Genomic DNA, 16258 nt, shown 5'->3' with positions numbered 1-16258 from the left:
CTTCAGCCAAACCTCGGCCCAGCAAGCAGCAATGCATGAAAGCAGCCGTGGACCTACCCAACCGCAGCCGTTGTCGCTAGCTCAATCGCCGTTGATGGTCCCACAATTGACACATAGGGCTGATTTAAGTAACGCCGTACCGCCTGCTGAATTTCTTCAGCTGTGACCGCCGCCACTGCTTGCTGAAATTTTTGGTCAAACTCAATGCCGAGATTCAGAATCTCGTACCAGCCGAAAATCTGCGCAATCTGGGCGTTTGTCTGTTTGCCGAGCGCATACTGACCCAGCAGTTTATTCTTAGCCGCCTCTAGTTCCTCCGGGGTCAGCAGCGTTTTATGGAGGCGCTCCACCTCGTGATACAGACCTTCTAGAGCAATTGCCGCATTGTCGGGAGCCGTGCCGATGTAGGTGACAAAGTAGGACGTGTCCACCCGAGTGGGGTAGAATGCCGACACATCATAGGCTAAACCCCGCTTTTCTCGCAGTTCCACAAACAGCCGGCTCGATAAGCCATTGCCTAAATAGGTATTGAGCAGCTTCAGGGCAATGTGATCCGCATCCTGCACCGATGCCGCCAGATACCCCAACATCACAATCGCCTGCTGAGTATCTTGCTCGGTTATCACTCGTTGGGGCTGCGCGCTCAGAAGCGGTAAATTCAATGTTGGGAGCGGCACCTGTGGAGCTTGCCAGTCGCCAAAGCATCGACTCACCAATGCGGTTGCAGCGTCGGGGTCAATCCGTCCCACAATGCTAATCACCATATTGCCGGGGTGAAAATAGGTTTGGTGATAGTGTTGGAGCGCGGCTCGGTCAATCTGAGCGACGGTTTCCTCAGTTCCCAGGCTAGACATGGCATAAGGATGCTGACCGTAGAGGGCTTGTCGCAATTGACTATTGGCAACGGCAAAGGGCTGTTCCTGCATCGAGCGAATTCCTTGCAGCGTCAGCTTACGCTCTAATTCCACCTCGTCTTCCGGAAAGGAGGGAGACCGCACCAGTTCGGCCAACAGTTCCAGCATTCCCGCAAAATCGCCAGAAACTGTCTTCAAGCTCATCAGGCAATAATCTGCCGCAGCATCGGCTCCCAGACTGGCACCCACTGACTCCACATGTTCGGCAATTTGCTGAGACGAGAGCCGCTCGGTGCCTTTGGTAATCACCGATGCCAGCAGATGGGACAATCCGGCCTGATGTAGGGGTTCGTAGCGGCCACCTGCCCGCACATATAACCGCGCTGCTACAATATCTGCCGCTGGATTTGCCGCCGCTAAAACCACCATGCCGTTATGCAATACTGCACGGTGAATCGTTCTATCTTGCAACGAATGCTCAATCGTTTGGTGAATGGTCATTGGCTAAAGGGATGAGTTTTGAGATTTGAATAAAATTAGTGGGTGAAGTTTAGACGCAGCAAGCGCGTAGTTTCAAGGGCTAAATCAATATCTGTACACAGTATTTGAACACAATTGCATTTAAACCTAATTGCCAAATGCCCAATCAGATACACGGTTGGATGCCTACGGGATGGTGCAGAGATGGTAGATGCGAGGATTGGTCCAGGGATCAATCCGGGGATTGATGCAGGTTTTGATTCACTCAGCGAATTCAGCTAAATCGCACCATGTAGAATTAGCTGCCAAGTTAATTAAGGATGTGTGAAAAGACGGAAATGATAACCCAAACCGCTCCCCATGATGAGGGATGGAAATGGAAGCTTCCTGTTTGAAATATCCACCAGGACCATCAGTTGGGCAATCACAGCCCTGTGGACAGCTCAGAAAAGGAGGCCAATAGAGCATCTTCAAGACTTCTCAGACATCTTCTAACTGGGGTTGAGAAACTCAGGCCCCAATTCATGAACTAATCTTAACAATCATTGGCAACTTACTGCAGGCCAATATGGCAAGCCCATTCAGTCTCACTGCCTCCGGGGTCAGACTGCTTGCTGCTCAGGCTGGCTGCAAGACAACGGCAGCATAGCGCAACGGTGAGAGATACTGATTGGCCAGCTGCTGCAACTCTTCGGGTTGGAAAGACGAGATCACCTGGGGATAGGCCACTGCCAGTTCAGGCTGGGCAATCACACTATAGTAGCCATACAGACCGGCCAGTTGGCTCGCCGTTTCTGTCGAAAAGGCATAATCATTACATAACAGCCGCTGACAGCGCTTCAATTCCACCTCACCCACCGGGGCCGTTGCCAATTCAGACAATCGATCGCCAATGATCGCCTCCACCTGATCGAGGTGGGCCGGATCGACCCAGGCTGTGAGTGTAAACAGACTAGAATCGCGCTGAAGCGAAAAGCCACTGCTGATATCTTGTACCAGATATCGCTCTTCCCGCAGTTCTCGCACCAAACGGGAAGTCCGTCCACTCGCCAACAGTGCCGAAAGCAAATCCATCCCGTAAGCAGAGCGCAAGGATTCAATGCCCGGTGTGGCCCACCCCAGCATCAAGCGAGCTAACCCCAGCCGGGGCAACTCCAGCACTTGGCGGCGAATTCCGGTCAGAGGTGGTTCGGGTTTCACCGCCGGACGGGGGCAGTCGGCGCGGCTAGGAAACTCGGTAAAGGCACGGCTAACTAGATCTAGTGTGGTCTCCCACTCCACATCCCCCACGACCACGACCGTCATGTTTTCTGGCTGATAGTGAGCTGAATGGAACCAGCGCATTTCCTGAGGCGAGCGTTCAACCAATCGGGCCGCATCTCCCAAGACCGGACGCCCGTAAGGGTGAGATTGATACAGCGTTTCCAACAGCACCTGAAAGCCCAAGCCATCAGGATCATCAAATGACTGGCGGATTTCTTCCAATACCACATCCCGTTCTAGCTCAAACTCGGCATCGGGAATGGCCGCATGGAGCAGTAGGTCAGCCAGATGGGGCAGGGTATCGGGCAAATCGATCGCAGCCGTACTGACAAAGAAGTGGGCGTAGTCGTGGCTTGTCGCGGCATTGGTTACACCACCGCGATTCTCAATAATCTGATCAAATTGTCCAGGCAGCAGACGATTTGTGCCTTTGAAGATCATGTGCTCTAGGAAGTGGGCCATCCCCGACCAGGGTTCCGGTTCAGTCGCGGCCCCTGCTTTGACCCACACATCTACTGTCACAACCGGAGCCGCTGTGACTCGTTGATGAATCAGCAAAAGGCCGTTATCCAGCCTGTAGCGCTTTGCCGGAAAGGAGGCGATGTCAGCAAACGGAATCTTTAGAAGTGCAACCAAGCGACCTCGTTTTAACCTTCAGTAAGTGCAAATTTACTTAATCTAATTATGTTAACGCTTTTGACCGACTTAGTAAAAACTACGGAACTCTAGGGTTGCTTTGACCAACTATTTAGCCAATTTTTATTCCAATCGTTCGGATTCTACTGGGGAATGGGCAAGCTAACTACGAAGCTTCACTGAAACCGCTGTCATCCCCCTCTAAGCTGATTGATTCGACTGAGGAGACTCACCATGAACCCCAAGAACACCGAGAACACCGAGGAGCTAGAACAATTGCGTCGTCAGTTTGATCAGGCTCCATTCCCGCGTAAGCCGTTAGAAGCAGCACCCGATGGAAATCCTGAAGCCCTGTTTATCCTCAACCTGGTTACGCCATACTATCTACGCCATCGCCGAGTCACGAACACTGAGGATAAATTAATTCTGGATGCGGGATGCGGCACTGGGTTCAAGTCGCTAGTTCTAGCAAAAGCCAATCCTGGAGCCAGGATTATTGGAATTGACCTGTCTAAGGAGTCGATTAACCTGGCAAGCGAGCGTTTGAAATATCACGGCTTCACCAACGTTGAATTTCATGCTCTACCGATTGAAGAAGTACCTCAGTTAGGGCTGGAGTTTGACTACATCAACTGCGATGAGGTGCTGTATTTGCTGCCCAATCCCTTAGCAGGGTTAAAAGCAATGAAATCCGTCCTTAAACCAGACGGTCTGCTCCGGGCTAACCTGCACCATATGTACCAACGTGCTCCCTACTTTCAAGCCCAAGCTCTATTTCGGTTAATGGGCGTCATGCATGAAGAAACCGAACTAGCCGAGAAGATTGTGATCGAAACAATGGAAGCCCTGAAGGACGAGACGCGGCTGAAGTTTGAGTCTTGGGGACCGAGTTTTAGAGGCAAACCAGTAGACTCCGAAGATCTCAAGGAGCGGCTTCATGCCAATCAGTTGCTGGCTGGCGACAAGGGGTTTACCGTCTCAGACCTGTTCAACCTGCTTGCTGCTAGCGACCTGGAGTTTGTCAGCATGGTGAACTGGCGGCACTGGGATGTCACAGAACTATTCAACGAGCCGGAGAATTTACCCTTCTTCTGGAGTGTCAGTCTAGCCGAGGCCACCGTTCAGGACAAGCTGCATGTGTTTGAGCTGTTGCATTCGGTTCACCGTCTGATGGATTTCTGGTGTACCCATCCAGGCCCAGTTGGTACTTCTGTTGACGAATGGAGCGAGGCCGACTGGCATAGCGCGATGGTGCATCTGCATCCCCAACTGCAAACCCCTGCGCTAAAAACTGAGTTGATTCAAGCAGTTCAAGCTGGCAAGCCGTTTGAAATTAGCCGTGACGTGAAGTTGCCTGCCCTGACTCCGGTGCTGCTAGAAGCCAGCACGGCGGCTTGTCTGCTGCCCCTGTGGGAGGGTCCCCAACCGATCCAAGCCCTTGTCGAGCGCTATCGCCAGATCCGTCCGGTCAACCCGGTGACGCTGGAACCCACCACCGCTACAACGGCATTTCAAGCTGTGAGAGAGTTACTGAATCGCTTGGATGCATTCCTGTATGTGCTGCTAGAACGCCGTTAGAAAAAATTTCTTCCCTGGTGATATGAAACGAAACCAAGATGGGCAAGTTATACCCAGGAGTTAGAAATCAGTATCCCGCAACTCAAGGAGACATTTCCACCTATGAAATCCGAACTAAAAGCCAAGTTTCTGCAGCACCTGCTCAGCAAGAAAAAAGAAAACGAAGGTTTTACTCTGATTGAGCTGCTGGTTGTTATCATCATCATTGGTATTCTGGCTGCTATTGCTCTGCCTTCTTTCCTCAACCAAGCCAACAAAGCCCGTCAGTCTGAAGCAACTACCTATGTGGGTTCGATGAACCGGGGTCAGCAAGCTTACTTCCTAGAAAAGGGCCAGTTCGCCACCACCACCGAGCAGCTTGAGTTGGGTATTCCCAAAAACACCGAATTTTATGACTACAAAGTAGGTACCGTGACCACTGGCGCGAATGCTTCTGCTGAAGCAATTGGTGATCCTAACACTACCAAAGGTAATACGCTGAAAGGGGTTGCTGGTCGGGTGTTTACAAGCAAAGACTCCGCTGGTAATTCCACAACCATTGCGATTCTCTGTGTCAATCCCAAGGGCGATGGGAACTACCCCAACGTTGCTGCCGTAACTTCTGTAACCAACTGCCCCAAATAGATTTGGGCTTGTGACGGCAATACCTAGATTTACTTCAATCGAGGCTATCAGATCAGCAATAGGCATCTGATAGTCTTTTGCTTTGATAGAATTCAGTAATGAAACCTTGTTTCCCAGGTATGAATTCCTATCTCGAAATCCTGAGCTGTGGTCTGAGGTCCATGCTTGGTTAATCGTTCCGCTGGCTCGTTCGCTCAATTCAATGCCAAGCTAGGAGCAGCAAGGATGGGATTACTCCAAACCATTAGCTGGAGAGCAGTTAAAGCCCTGATCTCGGCTCAGTTCCCCCAAGTGCAGCAGATCTCGATCGCTGAATTGGCTAACTGGTTACAGCAATCGCCCCAGCCGCTCCTCCTCGATACCCGAACCCCAGAAGAGTACGGTATCAGCCACTTGCCTAACGCGATTCTAGCTCCAGAGAACCTGGGGGAATTGCCCAGCCGGGGATGGTTGCAGGACACGCCGATTGTCACCTACTGTTCGGTGGGCTATCGCTCGGCCAAAGTCGCAGACCAACTGCAGCAGATGGGCTACCGTCCGGTGTGGAACCTGGACGGCTCGATTTTTGCCTGGGCAAATGCGGGCTATCCGGTGTATCGCGATGGAGAAGTTGTGCAGCAGGTGCATCCCTATAACGCCCGCTGGGGAATGCTGCTGAAGCCGGAATTACACTGCATGAGTTGCAGTAGTTGATTGCGTTACTCTATACACTCAGGATGATCGATTCTGCGCTAGGGTACTGACGTAGACGTAGAGTGTCCGGAAAGGCCGATATCTATGCACGGCTAGAATCTAGCAAAACGGGAAAACAGCATGCTCAAAAATCTGTATATCGTAGGACTGGAACCTGGCAGCGGTAAGGCGTTAGTGGCGCTCGGCATTATGGAACTGCTATCGAAACGGGTACATCACCTGGGATTTTTTCGTCCGGTGATCCATAGCGGTACAGAGCGCGACAATGATATTGAATTGGTGCGTAGTCGCTATCCGCAAAATTGTTCCTACGAAGCTCATTATGCATTGATGGATGAGGAAGTGCGGCAGTTAATTGCGGCTGGTCAGTATGGTCAACTTCTACAACAAATAATCTCGGCGTATAAACATCTGGAACAGCAGTGTGATTTTGTGGTTTGCGAAGGGATTGACTCCAGCTATATTGATTCGGCCTTTGTCGATAATTTTGACAGCCGAGTCGCCAACCACCTAGCTGCACCAATTCTGCTGGTTGCCAATGGTGCCAACAAAACGCCTACTCAAGTCGTCAACACCGTACTCACCGAACGAGAAGCCTTTCTTCAAGAAGGGTGTGCGATGGTGGCTACGATCATCAACCGAGTTGCGCCCGATCAGTTAGAACAGGTGAAAGCAGCCTTGCAGGTCAACTGGACCTTTGCCGATCCCATCTTTGTGCTGCCCGATGACGCAATGCTGTCCAAGCCAACGATTGCCGAAATTGCCAAAGCGATAGACGCCAAGTTGATCCACGGAGATGCGGAACGACTGAATCACGAAGTCATGACTGTCAAAGCTGCCGCTATGCAGCTGCCCAATTTTCTGGGACGGCTTCAGGAGGGTAGCCTAGTGATTACTCCTGGCGACCGCTCGGATGTGATTCTAGGCTGCTTGGCTTCTACGCTTTCGAGTCAATCTCCCAATGTGGCAGGCATGGTGCTGACGGGTGGACTGGACCTTGACCCGCGAATTCAGCAATTGATTCAGGGAGCACGGTGGACCGCTCCGATTCTTAGCGTCACCAGCGATACCTACCAAACTGCCACCCAAATTAACGAAGTGCGTGCCGAGATTACGCCCCACAATGCCCGTAAGATTGCTTCTGCTTTGGGACTGTTTGAGGCCCATGTGGATACGGCAAAATTAGCCGAGCGCATCGCCGTCTCCCGCTCAACCCGCATGACACCAATCATGTTTGAGTATGAGCTGGTAGAACGGGCGAAGGCATCGCGGCAGCACATTGTTTTACCTGAGGGCAACGAGGAGCGGATTTTGCGAGCCAGTGAGATCCTGCTGCGGCGCGGCGTGGTGGATATTACCTTACTGGGCGATGAACAGGAAATTCGCACTCGCATCGATGCTTTAGGGCTGAAGCTGGAGCAGGCGAATATTATCAATCCGCTGACATCGGAATGGCAAGAAGAATATGGTAATACCTATTATGAATTACGCAAACACAAAGGAATTACAGAAGACTATGCCCATGACATGATGAAAGACGTTAGTTACTTCGGCACGATGATGGTTTATAAAGGTATTGCGGATGGAATGGTGTCCGGTTCAGTTCATACTACAGCTCATACAATCCGACCGGCATTGGAATTCATTCGTACCCAACCCGGTGTATCGATTGTCTCTAGCGTATTCTTCATGTGCTTAGAAGACCGGGTGCTGGTCTACGGTGATTGTGCCGTGAATCCCGATCCCAATCCGCAGCAGTTGGCTGACATTGCCATCAGTTCGGCCATGACTGCGCAGCAGTTTGGCGTGGAGCCGTTGGTGGCGATGCTGTCCTATTCTACCGGCACATCGGGGCAAGGGGCAGAAGTAGAGAAAGTGAAGGAAGCAACTCGAATTGCGCGTCAACAGCGTCCCGACCTCAAAATCGAAGGGCCGATTCAGTACGATGCCGCGATTGACGAAAGCGTCGCCAAAACCAAACTGCCTGGCAGCGAAGTAGCCGGACATGCTACGGTTTTCATTTTTCCGGATTTGAATACGGGCAACAACACCTACAAAGCCGTTCAGCGGTCTGCGAATGCGGTTGCTATCGGTCCGGTACTGCAAGGACTCAAAAAGCCGGTTAACGACCTCAGCCGCGGCTGCACAATTCCAGATATTGTCAACACGGTCGCAATTACGGCGATTCAGGCCCAGTCGATCAATCATGCCATCACTGACCCATAACAAAATCCGTTCCCGCTAACGGTACCTTTGCCATCGCAGATGCTTCTAGCGTCAATGCTACTAAATCTTCGCGCTCTAAATTATGGACGTTCGACTTACCGCAGGCGCGAGCAATCGATTGGGTTTCCATCACCATGGCCTGTAGGTAATTGGCAACATGGGTAGCGGCCTCTTCGATGGGTAGACGCGCCATCAACTCGTCATCCTGGGTGGCAATGCCGACCGGACAACGACCTGTATGGCAATGGTGGCAATGGTAAGGAGCCGTTCCCAGCGCCTGATAGTCTTCGACGTAAATTGGCTTGTTGCAGCCCATAGCAATCAGACTAGCTGTACCAATACTGACCGCATCGGCTCCCAGGGCTAACGCCTTCGCCACATCGGGACCCGAACGAATGCCGCCGGAAACTAAAAGCTGCACTTCGCCATACACGCCGATTTCCTTGAGCGCTTCAACGGCCTGTACAATCGCCGGTAGGGTGGGAATGCCCACATGTTCCTGAAAAATGCTTTGCGTGGCTGCCGTACCGCCTTCCATGCCATCGAGCACAATCACATCCGCTCCGGCCTTCACCGCCAGCTTGACATCGTCCTTGACGCGCGTGGCTCCCATCTTGACATAGATTGGAATTTCCCAGTTGGTGGCTTCGCGCAGCTCTTCGATTTTGATTTTCAAATCATCGGGACCAATCCAATCCGGATGGCGACAAGGTGAGCGTTGATCCACGCCTTCGGGTAGCGTCCGCATTCCGGCCACCACTTGGTTCACTTTCTGACCCAGCAACAACCCACCGCCGCCTGGTTTTGCCCCTTGCCCGACTACAATCTCGACCGCATCGGCTTTTCTCAAATCCCTTGGATCAAAGCCATAGCGCGATGGCAAACACTGATACACCAGCTTGGCAGACGCGTCTCGTTCTGCGGGCAACATACCGCCGTCACCCGTTGTGGTAGAGGTGCCCAACCAAGTCGCCGCTTGCCCCAACGCTACTTTGGCATTTTTTGAGAGTGCTCCAAAGCTCATGCCTGCAATCGTAATTGGAATGTCCAACTCCATTGGTCGCTTAGCGTAACGAGTTCCCAACAGCGTTTTGGTTTCGCATTTTTCTCGGTAACCCTCCAGCGGAAACCGAGTCAGGGATGCGGTTAGGAAAATTAAATCATCGAGCCGAGGAACATTACGCAACGCCCCAAAGCCACGGATATGATAACGCCCTAGTTCCGCCCGCTGCTGAATTGCATCGATTACTTGAGGCGTAAAGGTACTGCTAGTGTAGAGAATGTTTTCTTGCATAAAACCTCGTTAATAGGCGTCTTTCCATTTGCTAAAGTCGCGTGGTTTGAAGTGGTAGAGCTGCTGGGCGCAGACAATTTTTTTGAAATCGTAGGCATGGGCATCGAGGCCGAATGGGCGGAGTTCCTGAGCAAGCATCTGCCAGTCTTGGTCGCTGATCGGTTCGTAGCGAGCATCGGCTCCCAGGGATGCGACTCTGCCACCGACGAAAATCTCGCCTTGGTAGATCGAATCGGCTAGGTTAGCCCCCGCATCGCCGCAGATAATCATCCGGCCTTGCTGCATCATAAAGGCACTGCTGGGACCGACATTGCCCTTGACAATCACAGTTGCGCCTTTGAGGGAAATGCCGGCTCTGGGACCAGCATGGCCCAAAATGCAAATTGTGCCGCCTCTAGCGGTGGCTGCTGCATTAGCCGAAGCACTGCCTCGAATCAGGATTTGCCCTGCCATCAGGTTTTCCCCCACCGACCAACCGCAGTTGCCGTCGATTGCGAGATGAATCTGCTCGCTTAAGCCACCACAGTAGTAGCCAACTGGACCAGCAATCTGGATTTTCATGCTGCTATCCATTCCCACAGCGAGGTTGTGGCGTCCGGCTGGGTTAGTTAGCGTCACTTGCTCTAATCCTTCAGCCGCCCATGTGCGCAACTGTTGGTTGATTTCTCTGGTGGTTAACTCGCTACAGTCAACCACAGTACCAGTTAGCATGCCCTGTTCGGTCATAGTTCTTATCTAATGAGGTGATTGAAATATTCACATTTACTTGCTCACTAGCGGTTAACTAGCGTTCGTCCTGCTGTTTCCTTGACTGTAGGTAGCACTGTCCAGATGTTGATCTCACCCGCACTCGGCTCGCGGATTGTAGCGTTAGAGTCAAAGTTAGGTAGATTGAGCAACGCCCGGTATTCAGAAGCAATCGCAACCATATCCTCAGTTTCGTAGACCACGGCGGGTTTGGCGGCGAATTTGTCGCGCACTAGAGCCACTTTATCGCGGGTGGCAACCAGGAATGTGTAGGTGCCGTCGATGTCATCCAAAAGCTGATACAGTCCGGCTTCTAGGGATTTGCCTTGCAGTAATTGATAGTGGATATAATGGGCAATCGCTTCTGAATCATTTTGGGTTTCAAATACAGCTCCCATTCGCTCTAGCTGAAACCGTAATTTATAGTAATTGGACACCTGACCGTTATGCACAAGCGCCAGATCGTAACTGCTAGTAAAGGGATGGGAGTGGTGCGTATCAACGACCGATTCAGTCGCCATGCGGGTATGGCCGATGCCGTGCGTGCCAGAGAAATGGTTCAGGCCATATTTGCGGTTGAGAAGTTCGATCGCGCCGGTTTCTTTGTAAATTTCCATCGCCTGTCCCATACCGACGACATGCAGCATCGGGAACTGGTTGTGCAACGCTTGCTTGCACTGAACTGGATCAAAGTTGCCGTTGGCTAAATCGACCACGAGCCGCAACCCTTCGGGAATCGGTTGACAATTTACCGGAGAATTCATTGCCGCCAACTGCTGCTCTAACCACTGCTGCACCTGCGGCCACGGGGTTGGGGAATTGCCATGCAGTAAGAGTTTGATCTGCGCTGCCGTAACCTGCCCGCTGTAGAGCGCCACACCGCACGAATCAGGCCCGCGAGTTTCCAGAGGTTGAATCAGGGAAAGCAACGTTGAACCCAGACTATCGTAGAGTGCTGAGTTGTAGTAAATCAGCCCTGCAATACCGCACATGATGATTAATCTTAAAGATGCAACTAGTTATAACAAGTAGAGAATCGCGGAATTGTGTCACGAGTTACGCTTTGAATCCAGATTGCAGTCTACATCGACGACTTCTTCAATACCACCGAATAGGAAAGACGATCGGCCCGCGACAGAGTCTCTCCGCAAATTACCGGTTGGTTTCCGGTAGTGTAGGCGACATAGCGATTCACCAACAGCGGCGCGCCCAGCGTGGTTTCCAGATGTTCGCTGATTTCGTGGCTGGCATGGGTGCATTCCAATAGCGCTTCTACCCGTTCGATTAGGACGCCGTTTTTGTCGAGAGTGGGATAGATCAGACTTGATTGCAATTCGGTGGCGAAGGTTTGACCCAGTTCCAGCAGAATGTAGGTGATATCGATGGCGACCGGAATTTCATCTACTAAAATTACTTTTTTCTGACAGTACACCTCTGACTGATGCGGCGGAAGCTGCAAGTTGGCCACCACTGTGGGCGCAGCCGGCAAGACTTCAAACGAAAGGCTGCGAATCGAGGCGGAGGCATTCTGCTGGGCTATGTCTTCGTCAAAGAAGATCAATGGATTGGACAGCGAGCGGGTCATTTTGCGGCGCTCTTTCACAAACACCCCTTTGCCGCGATGCGATACCACCAGCCCCTGACTGACCAGATTGGCAATCGCTCGCCGCACCGTGATGCGGCTGACGTGGTAATGCAGCATCAGTTGATGTTCGCTGGGAAGCTGTTCGCCGGGTAAAAATTCGCCGCTAGCAATCTGTTCCCGCAATTTTTCGGAAATGATCAAATGGAGCGGCAACTGCGGCTGAGCCGCGATCGGTCTAGACATAGCTTTTAGCCAATTTTTCCCATAATTCAGACCAAATTAGGTTCGGAAGTCCCCCAAAATTGGGGATTTAGGGGGCTGAAAAGCCTCGAATCCTAACCGACTCGATTTGTGTGTACATAGTAGCTTTCTGCAAGGAGGGCTAGGGGAGATTCCCAACGGTCAACGGCAGTAGGGTCTCGACGGTGGACCTATCTTCGCTGGCTAAATGGAGTTCTACCGCTGGCTTTGCCTGAATGGCATGCCGCCAAACTAGCACAGAGATATTGTTGATTCTGCCAGGTGCGGCACAGTTGGGCTGAAGTCCAGCGATGCGATGGGGCGGTTTGGGGGTGATCAGGGGCGCTAGGAGATGCATCTGGTCTGGAAGCAATAGGCTGCCCAACCAATCGAATTGCTTTAGCCAAACTCGCTGCTGCTGATGCATCTGAAACGCTGTCGTGAACGCTGCCAGGTCAGACTCTGCTAAACGAACGCGAAAGTTATTTTCGCATAGCCGCAGCACCGAGACGGGAATCGTTTCGCCAACCAAACTCTCCAGTGATTGCAACGGAGCAATTCGATCAATCGCAGAACCGAACAGCGCCCGTGCCACGGGCAAGCCGTCAAATCCAGCCAAGTCTACCAGAACTGTAGGTGGTTCACTCATGCTTTCATACTCATGCTTTCATACTCATGCTTTCACACGGGATTTGCTTGGGTCATAGGCTGCTAGCGATCCGACAATCGCCCGCACCCGTCGTTTCATGCCATCCACGAACCCTACTTCCAACTCGGTGCCGATCGCCCCATATTCAGGCGCAACCTGGGCGAGGGCAATGCTTTGATGCAGAATCGGGGAAAATGTAGCGCTGGTAATCATCCCGACTCGCCAGCGTTCCCCGACTGGATAGACCGATTGCCCGTGAGCAGCCACTTCATTCCCGGCCAACACGAGGCCAACTGCAACTTTGGGCGGATGGGGCTTGATCTGTTCCAAGGCGGCCTTACCGATAAAATCTGGCTTCTTTAGCGCCACAGCCCAGCCGATTCCGGCCTGATAGGGAGATGTGAGATCGTCAAATTCTCGGCCTACGGCTAGCAATCCAGCTTCGATGCGGGCACAATCGAGGGCGAGCATGCCCATCGGCAGCAGGTTGTAGGGCTGACCAGCCTGCATCAGCAGATCCCACAGTTCAGCACCTCGATCCGGATGAACGAACAGCTCGTAGCCCAACTCGCCAGTGTAGCCGGTGCGAGAAACCAGAACCGGAATCATCGTGCCATTACCCGATACGGTCCCCGTAGCAAAGCGAAAATAGCCCAATTCGTCGAGGTTGAACGGCGCATCAAACTTGACCAGCGGGCGCAGAATGTCGCGCGACCAAGGGCCTTGCAGAGCCAGATTGTGCAGTCGCTCGCTGGATGGTTCGATGCTGACCGTAAAGCCATACTGATTGGCCACCCGCTGCAACCAATCCGCGTCGGTATCGCAGTTGCCCACATAGCGGTAGGCATCCCCGCAGCAAAACACAATCCCGTCATCGATGATGCCGCCGTGGGGGTTGAGCAAACAGCCATAGGCCGACTGTCCGGTTGCCAGTTTCGCCACATTTCGTGAAAAGGCCATTTGCAGCAAAGCGCAGGCATCTGGACCTTGAATTTCAAATTTGCGCAGAGCAGATAGATCCAGCAGCACCGCCCGTTCTCGTAGCGCCCAGTACTCGGCCTGAGGACCATGGTTGGCAAAGCTGTTGGGCACCCAGAAGCCGTTGTACTCCACCAGATGGTTGGTCAGCTCACGAATGCGAGGAGTGAAAGCACTGTCGCGAGTCAGGCGCACCGGAGCCGTAGGCGCAACTCGGCGACCAATGGCTTGAGGAAATTCCTCGCTGGCGGCGTAGATCCGCACATGGATGGCAGTCGGATTCCAAGCGTTGGTTGGGTCTACATCATCGGCACAGGAGGAGCTAGCGCACAGCAGATCGCAGCTTGCCCGCAGCAGCACATAATCGCCCGGACGCGACCAAGATTCGCCGCCCACAATGGCGCCCTCGCCGTCCACCGCAGTGTTATAGAAAAAATTGACCGCGCTCCAGCCGGGTCGGGGCTGAATGCCGTAGGGCTGCAAGACTTGATTAAAGTTTTCGCTACAGCTCGGATGGCCGGGATAACCGACATCTTCGTAGTAGCGGGTGGTGCAGGCCAACAAAAAATTATCGTGCCGTCCGCAGGTGTCTTGAATCACCTCGAACAAAGGCTGCATGGTTTGGGAGAAGTATTTGCCGTGCAGTCCGGCTCTGGGCATTGCCAAGCCATTCAGCGTGCGGGTAACGGTGGCATCGAGTTCCTGCTCGAACTGTTCGCCGGCAAAGGCCAAAAAATCCGAGCACTGACTACCCTCCACATCAATAATTTGGATATACTGCCCCGCCTGCACCCGATAGGCCATTGCTGTTGCCGCCTCGACCCGGTACTCGGCCACCACGCGCCCCAACGGAGCCGGTAGATCAGAATCACCAGCGTCAGACTCAGCAACTGCAGGAGTTGTCATCGGCATTGCATTTCACCTCCCATGCCAAGCAGCGATTTACACTCCACTACTCGTTAAGACCTTCGAGGACGGCATCGCCTCAGCCTCGCGCAGCAACTGTTCGGCTAACTTGCGTTTACCTTCGGCGTCGAGCTTCTTGACTTCATTTTGCAGCACCCGTTCGTTGACAGTTTGGTTCCAGTAGTCGAGCGACTCAAATCCCAGCAGCGCCAGCTTGCCAACAAATTGACGCAGCACCTCGTTCGTCGGACCCATGACCCAGCCGGCTTTGCCGTCGCGCAGATAGCGTTCGATTTCCATATCTTTTTTGAAGCCAGAGCCACCGCAGGCGTGCAGCATTTTGTCACCCACATGGGCCACATTTTTAGCCGCTGCGAATTTGATTTGCCAGTACCAGGGCAGATAGGCCGAGCGGGGCAGGGCGGTCAGATCGGCATGGAGCGACCAGTCGCAGTTGTCGGTCAGGTCGTCCATCAGCTTGCCCATCGAGAAGGTAAAGCAGCGGCAGGCGTTGGTGTCGATGATCGCCTCGCCAAAGTAATCCTGAATCGTCGGATAATCGGCCACGCGCATCCCCACATCCACGTGCTTTTTGCGGGTAACATGGCGTTTGGCCAGATCGATTGCGCCCATGGCAATCCCGTTCCAGCAGGCGGACGAACACAGCAGGAAAAACGGATCGACAATTTCATCGTTGGATGCGGTGCCGTCTCCCTTAGGGCCGACCATGCGGTTCAGAGGTACGGTGACGCCATCCACCAGCAGTGTGCCGGACTGATTCCCGCGCAGTCCCAGCGCATCCCACCTGTGGGGTTCGGCCTTGACTTCATCCCCCATAATCAAGAAGCAGGACAGATCGGCATAGTTGCCGTCAAAGTCGGGGCTAGTGGTCTGCACGATATACCAGTCGGCGAAACCGGCAGAAGTAGTCCAAGAGGCTTTTTTGTGCACCTGCCAACCGCCATTGACTTGGGTAGCGCTAGAAGACACTGGATACCAGAAGTGAGACCCCGTCTCCGGATCGGAATAGGACAGCGAGCCGATCAGTACATCCCGGTCTAGCCGCCGCAACAAATCTTGAAACTCTGGCTGATTGTGTGCCCGAAATAGCAGCGCTGCCACTGCTCCCAGATGCATCGTGTAGCACATGGCCGTACTGGGACAGCCGTAGCGGGCAATCGTTTCCACCACCATCGCCGCACAGACATGGTTTTCGCCTAGACCACCCCATTCCTTTGGGACGAACAGACCCAGCAGTCCCAGCGATGCCAGGGCCTCGAAATTTTTGCGGGGATAGGTCAAATTCCGATCCGCGTCGATGGCGTTGGGCCGCAGCACAGTAGCGCAAAGCTCAATCAATTGGGCTTGCAGTTGCCGCTGAGCGTCGGTCAGTAACCATTGGGGATCGAAATCATAACCGAGTCCCCAAAATTCGTCAGAATGCCAAGTTTTTGTTCCAGTCATAGAGGGGTAAATGATAGGGGGAAGTGGGAAAGAGGCGGCAA

Annotated in this window: 13 protein-coding genes; 4 read left to right on the top strand and 9 right to left on the bottom strand. The window is 52.9% G+C overall.

Annotated features, from left to right (window positions below; all coding sequences use genetic code 11):
• Window positions 1-53: 53 nt before the first annotated feature.
• Window positions 54-1355: a M16 family metallopeptidase gene (locus HJG54_RS15295; protein WP_316429696.1), complete on the bottom strand. Its 1302-nt coding sequence runs from the start codon at window positions 1353-1355 to the stop codon at window positions 54-56.
• Window positions 1356-1952: 597 nt separating this feature from the next.
• Entirely contained in the window at window positions 1953-3233 is a 1281-nt protein-coding gene (locus tag HJG54_RS15290; protein ID WP_316429694.1) for a pitrilysin family protein, read from the bottom strand.
• A gap of 234 nt (window positions 3234-3467) precedes the next feature.
• Between HJG54_RS15290 and HJG54_RS15285 the strand changes: the two genes are divergently transcribed.
• The 4 genes from HJG54_RS15285 to pta all read left to right on the top strand — a co-directional run bounded on the left by HJG54_RS15285 (window position 3468) and on the right by pta (window position 8354).
• Window positions 3468-4811 (top strand): class I SAM-dependent methyltransferase, encoded by a 1344-nt coding sequence (locus HJG54_RS15285; RefSeq protein WP_316429692.1) that lies wholly within the window; start codon window positions 3468-3470, stop codon window positions 4809-4811.
• A 102-nt stretch (window positions 4812-4913) separates the two neighbouring features.
• A complete protein-coding gene (locus HJG54_RS15280) occupies window positions 4914-5435 on the top strand; it encodes a type IV pilin-like G/H family protein (protein ID WP_316429691.1) in 522 nt (173 codons plus the stop codon).
• Between the two features lie 225 nt (window positions 5436-5660).
• Window positions 5661-6128: a rhodanese-like domain-containing protein gene (locus HJG54_RS15275; protein WP_316429690.1), complete on the top strand. Its 468-nt coding sequence runs from the start codon at window positions 5661-5663 to the stop codon at window positions 6126-6128.
• Between the two features lie 120 nt (window positions 6129-6248).
• Window positions 6249-8354, top strand: coding sequence for a phosphate acetyltransferase (pta, locus tag HJG54_RS15270; protein WP_316429689.1), 2106 nt, complete (start codon window positions 6249-6251; stop codon window positions 8352-8354).
• On the opposite strand, the gene HJG54_RS15265 is transcribed toward pta, so the two are convergent.
• The 7 genes from HJG54_RS15265 to HJG54_RS15235 form a co-directional block, all read right to left on the bottom strand.
• A complete protein-coding gene (locus tag HJG54_RS15265) occupies window positions 8341-9648 on the bottom strand; it encodes an FMN-binding glutamate synthase family protein (RefSeq protein WP_316429688.1) in 1308 nt (435 codons plus the stop codon). The two genes, pta and HJG54_RS15265, sit on opposite strands and share 14 nt — an antisense overlap.
• Window positions 9649-9657: 9 nt before the next feature.
• The gene (locus HJG54_RS15260) at window positions 9658-10374 is read right to left on the bottom strand and encodes a hypothetical protein (protein WP_316429686.1); all 717 of its coding nucleotides are present in this window, start codon (window positions 10372-10374) and stop codon (window positions 9658-9660) included.
• Window positions 10375-10421: 47 nt separating this feature from the next.
• Entirely contained in the window at window positions 10422-11387 is a 966-nt protein-coding gene (locus HJG54_RS15255; RefSeq protein WP_316429685.1) for a hypothetical protein, read from the bottom strand.
• An 89-nt stretch (window positions 11388-11476) separates the two neighbouring features.
• A complete protein-coding gene (locus HJG54_RS15250; protein WP_316429683.1) occupies window positions 11477-12223 on the bottom strand; it encodes a GntR family transcriptional regulator in 747 nt (248 codons plus the stop codon).
• A 139-nt stretch (window positions 12224-12362) separates the two neighbouring features.
• Window positions 12363-12869, bottom strand: coding sequence for a hypothetical protein (locus HJG54_RS15245; RefSeq protein ID WP_316429682.1), 507 nt, complete (start codon window positions 12867-12869; stop codon window positions 12363-12365).
• Window positions 12870-12893: 24 nt separating this feature from the next.
• Window positions 12894-14753: a DUF1989 domain-containing protein gene (locus tag HJG54_RS15240; RefSeq protein WP_316429681.1), complete on the bottom strand. Its 1860-nt coding sequence runs from the start codon at window positions 14751-14753 to the stop codon at window positions 12894-12896.
• 36 nt (window positions 14754-14789) lie between these two features.
• A complete protein-coding gene (locus HJG54_RS15235; RefSeq protein WP_316429679.1) occupies window positions 14790-16217 on the bottom strand; it encodes an acyl-CoA dehydrogenase family protein in 1428 nt (475 codons plus the stop codon).
• Between the last annotated feature and the right edge of the window lie 41 nt (window positions 16218-16258).

Origin of the sequence: Leptolyngbya sp. NK1-12 (assembly GCF_032598965.1) — a bacterium.
Lineage (GTDB): Bacteria > Cyanobacteriota > Cyanobacteriia > Elainellales > Elainellaceae > Elainella.
Note: the sequence above shows the minus strand (reverse complement) of the source record. Positions and strands in the feature narration are given on the sequence as shown.

Coding starts and splice junctions, on each gene's coding strand:
- HJG54_RS15275 (WP_316429690.1), top strand. CDS start 5,661: ATGGGATTACTCCAAACCATTAGCTGGAGAGCAGTTAAAGCCCTGATC.
- HJG54_RS15235 (WP_316429679.1), bottom strand. CDS start 16,217: ATGACTGGAACAAAAACTTGGCATTCTGACGAATTTTGGGGACTCGGT.
- HJG54_RS15265 (WP_316429688.1), bottom strand. CDS start 9,648: ATGCAAGAAAACATTCTCTACACTAGCAGTACCTTTACGCCTCAAGTA.
- pta (WP_316429689.1), top strand. CDS start 6,249: ATGCTCAAAAATCTGTATATCGTAGGACTGGAACCTGGCAGCGGTAAG.
- HJG54_RS15250 (WP_316429683.1), bottom strand. CDS start 12,223: ATGTCTAGACCGATCGCGGCTCAGCCGCAGTTGCCGCTCCATTTGATC.
- HJG54_RS15255 (WP_316429685.1), bottom strand. CDS start 11,387: ATGTGCGGTATTGCAGGGCTGATTTACTACAACTCAGCACTCTACGAT.
- HJG54_RS15260 (WP_316429686.1), bottom strand. CDS start 10,374: ATGACCGAACAGGGCATGCTAACTGGTACTGTGGTTGACTGTAGCGAG.
- HJG54_RS15295 (WP_316429696.1), bottom strand. CDS start 1,355: ATGACCATTCACCAAACGATTGAGCATTCGTTGCAAGATAGAACGATT.
- HJG54_RS15240 (WP_316429681.1), bottom strand. CDS start 14,753: ATGACAACTCCTGCAGTTGCTGAGTCTGACGCTGGTGATTCTGATCTA.
- HJG54_RS15285 (WP_316429692.1), top strand. CDS start 3,468: ATGAACCCCAAGAACACCGAGAACACCGAGGAGCTAGAACAATTGCGT.
- HJG54_RS15245 (WP_316429682.1), bottom strand. CDS start 12,869: ATGAGTGAACCACCTACAGTTCTGGTAGACTTGGCTGGATTTGACGGC.
- HJG54_RS15280 (WP_316429691.1), top strand. CDS start 4,914: ATGAAATCCGAACTAAAAGCCAAGTTTCTGCAGCACCTGCTCAGCAAG.